Raw genomic sequence first — 3,433 nt, 5'->3', positions numbered from 1 at the left:
CGTGCCGTATTTCGCCGCGACGTCGCCGAGCTCGCGGGAGACGAGCTCGCGCAGGAGCGCGTCGGAGCCCAGGATGGCCTCGAGTTCCTCGATCTCGCGGCGCAGCTCGTCCTGCTCCTTCTCGAGCTCGATCCGTGAGTACTTTGTGAGCTGGCGCAGGCGCAGCTCGAGGATGTAGTTGGCCTGGACCTCGGAGAGGTCGTACACGGCCATGAGCCGCTCGCGGGCCACGGCGGCCTCGTCCGAGGTACGGATGATCTGGATGACCTCGTCGATGTCCATGATGGCCACGAGGAGGCCCTCGACGAGGTGAAGGCGGTCCTTGCGCTTTGCGAGACGGAACGCCGTGCGTCGGCGGACGACCGCGAGACGGTGGTCCGTGTAGACCCTCAGGAGGTCGAGCAGGCCGAGCGTCTGCGGCTGCCCGTCCACGAGCGCGACGTTGTTGATGCCGAACGAGTCCTCGAGCGGCGTGAAGCGGTAGAGCTGCTCGAGGACGGCATGCGGGTTGAAACCGTTCTTGAGCTCGATCACGAGGCGCAGGCCATGGTTGCGGTCCGTGAGGTCCACGACGTCGCTGACGCCCTGGAGCTTCTTCGCCCCCACGGCGTCCTTGATCTTCTCGATGACCTTCTCGGGCCCGATCATGTAGGGCATCTCGGTCACAACAAGGCCCGTGCGCCGGGCCGAGAGCTGCTCGACCGCGACCGTGGCGCGCGTGCGGAAGGAGCCCCGCCCGGTCCGGTACGCGTCGCGGATCCCGTCGAGGCCCACAATCCGGCCGCCAGATGGCAGGTCCGGACCGGGCACGAGCTCCATGACCTCCTCGAGCGTCGCCTCCGGGTTCGAGATGACGAGCTGGGCCGCTGCGACGACCTCGGCGAGATTGTGCGGCGCCATGTTCGTGGCCATGCCCACGGCGATCCCCGTCGTGCCGTTCACGAGGAGATTCGGGAACGCGGCCGGGAGGACCTCCGGCTGCATGAGCTGGTTGTCGTAGTTCGGCACGAAGTCGACGACGTCCTCGTCGAGATCGTCGGTGAGCGCGAGCGCGGATGCGGCCATGCGCGCTTCGGTGTAGCGCGGGGCCGCGGGCCCGTCGTCGAGCGAGCCGAAGTTGCCGTGCCCGTCGATGAGCGGGAGGCGCAGCGAGAAGTCCTGGGCCATGCGCACCATGGCGTCGTAGATCGCGGCATCCCCGTGCGGGTGCAGCTTGCCCATGACCTCGCCGACCACGCGCGCGCTCTTGACGTGCCCGCGGTCGGGGCGGAGCCCCATGTCACTCATCATGTAGAGGATGCGGCGCTGCACGGGCTTGAGGCCGTCGCGGGCGTCAGGAAGTGCCCGCGAGTAGATCACCGAGTAGGCGTACTCGAGGAACGACGACTCCATCTCCGAGGCGACATCGATGTCCGTGATGTTCTCGGCCGGCGCATCGCCGAGGGGGAGCGTTTCGGATCCGGGCTTCCCGGAGGTCGTACGGCGTGCCAACGCTTGCTAGATCCTTAAAGTGGGTGAACAGGGCCTGAACTAGGCTAAGCCTATGGCGGATGAGGCCCCGGTCAGCGCATATCCCCGGCACTGGGAGGCCGATGTCGTGCTCCGTGACGGGGGCACCGCCCACCTCAGGCCCATCCGGCCAGACGACGCAATCGGGCTCCAGGCCTTCCACGTGAGCCAGTCGGAGAGCTCGATCTACCTCCGCTTCTTCAGCTACAAGGCCAAGCTCACCGACGCAGAGCTGCGCCGCTTCACGGAGGTCGACTACGACGACCGCGTGGCACTCGTCATCACGATCGGGGGCGAGATCGTGGGGGTCGGGCGCTACGACCGCCTCGCGGATCCGTCCGAGGCGGAGGTCGCGTTCAACATCTCCGACCGCCATCAGGGCCGCGGGATCGGCTCGATCCTGCTCGAGCACCTCGCGGCGGCGGCGCGCGAGCGCGGCATCCGGCGCTTCACCGCCGAGGTCCTTCCCGAGAACCGCAAGATGCTCACCGTCTTCGCGGAGGCCGGCTACGCGCTGGACCGGCGCTTCGACGACGGCGTGGTGATGGTCGAGTTCGAGATCGATCCCACCGAGAAGTCGCGCGCCGTCATGGAGGCGCGCGAGCACCGCGCCGAGGCGCTCTCCGTCCGAGGACTCCTCGCTCCGCGCTCCGTGGCCGTGATCGGCGCGAGCCGCCGCTGGGGTTCGGTGGGGCAGCAGCTCCTCGCACATCTCGTCGAGGGCGGGTTCTCGGGCCGCGTGTGCGCGATCAACCCGGAGGCGCTCGAACTCGGCGGAATGCTGACGTACGCGAGCATCCGGGACGTTCCGGAGCCCGTGGACCTCGCGCTCGTCGCGGTGCCCTACGACGACGTGGCTCGCGTTGTGGCCGACTGCGCCGCGGCGGGCGTGAAGGGCGCCGTCGTCGCCTCCGGAGGGCACGCGGAGGACGGCGCCCGCGGCCTCGCGCGGCAGCGCGAGCTGGTGCGTCATGCGCGCGCGAACGGTATGCGGCTCGTAGGCCCGGGCTCGCTCGGCCTCGTCAACACCGATCCCGGCGTGCGGCTCAACGCGTCGCTCTTTGGGGCGGCGCAGTACGCTGAAGCTCGGGACAGCGGCCCCGTCCCCTCCGGTCGCGGCGGGTGCCGCGCCGGGAGCATGCCGCGGCAGGGAGGCCTCGGGCTGTTCAGCCAGTCCGCAGCGATCGGGATCGCGCTCTACGCGGCAGCCGATCGCCGCCGGCTCGGCTTCTCGACGCTCGTTTCGGCGGGCAACCGCGCCGACGTCTCCGGCAACGACGCCATGCAGTACTGGGAGGACGACGTCGCGACGAGCGCGGTCGGACTCTACCTCGAGTCGTTCGGCAACCCCCGCAAGTTCTCGCGCATCGCGCGACGGCTCGCCCGGAGCAAGCCGGTCATCGTCGCGAAGAGCGACATCCTCGGCCTCCAGCTCCCGCCCGGTCACGCGGTCCGCACGTCCCAGGCCCCCGCGGGGGCGCTCGACGCGATGCTGCGGCAGGCCGGCGTCATCCGCGTCTCGACGCTCGAGGAGCTCGTCGACGTGGCCCAGGTCGTCTCGGGGCCGCTGCCCGCGGGGGCGCGCGTGGCCGTCATGTCCAACGCGCTCTCGCTGGGCCGCGTGGTCGCCGACGGCGCTGAGAGCCAGGGCCTCGTCGTCACCCAGAGCATCTGGGACCTCGACCTCGCGGGCCGCTCTGTCGCGCTGCCTGCCCTCCGCGCGCGGCTTCTCGACGTCATCGATTCGGGCGTCGCGGATGCTGTGGTCGTCGCCCTGATCCCGACCGCTGGCGTGCGGCCCGGGGCGATCGCCGAGGTCCTCGCGGAGTGCGCTTCGCTGCGCTCGGTCACGGTGGTCGCCGCGTTCACGGGGATCCTCGGGCGCCCCGAGGCTGGCGAGGGATTGCTCCCCGATCCGGGACCC

2 protein-coding genes are annotated in these 3,433 nt (G+C 70.3%); one reads left to right on the top strand and one right to left on the bottom strand.

Translation table 11 applies throughout. The features are described 5' to 3' along the window. Positions 1 to 1,491 (bottom strand): DNA gyrase/topoisomerase IV subunit A (locus tag ACLN58_RS19775; protein WP_415856944.1); only part of this gene is annotated, 1,491 nt, incomplete at its 3' end. A gap of 52 nt (positions 1,492 to 1,543) precedes the next feature. Here ACLN58_RS19775 and ACLN58_RS19770 point away from each other — a divergent pair. Next, positions 1,544 to 3,433 (top strand): GNAT family N-acetyltransferase (locus ACLN58_RS19770; protein WP_415856943.1); only part of this gene is annotated, 1,890 nt, incomplete at its 3' end.

Origin of the sequence: Sinomonas sp. G460-2 (assembly GCF_047759905.1) — a bacterium.
Classification (GTDB): domain Bacteria; phylum Actinomycetota; class Actinomycetes; order Actinomycetales; family Micrococcaceae; genus Sinomonas.
This window is presented reverse-complemented; position numbering and strand designations above follow the sequence as displayed.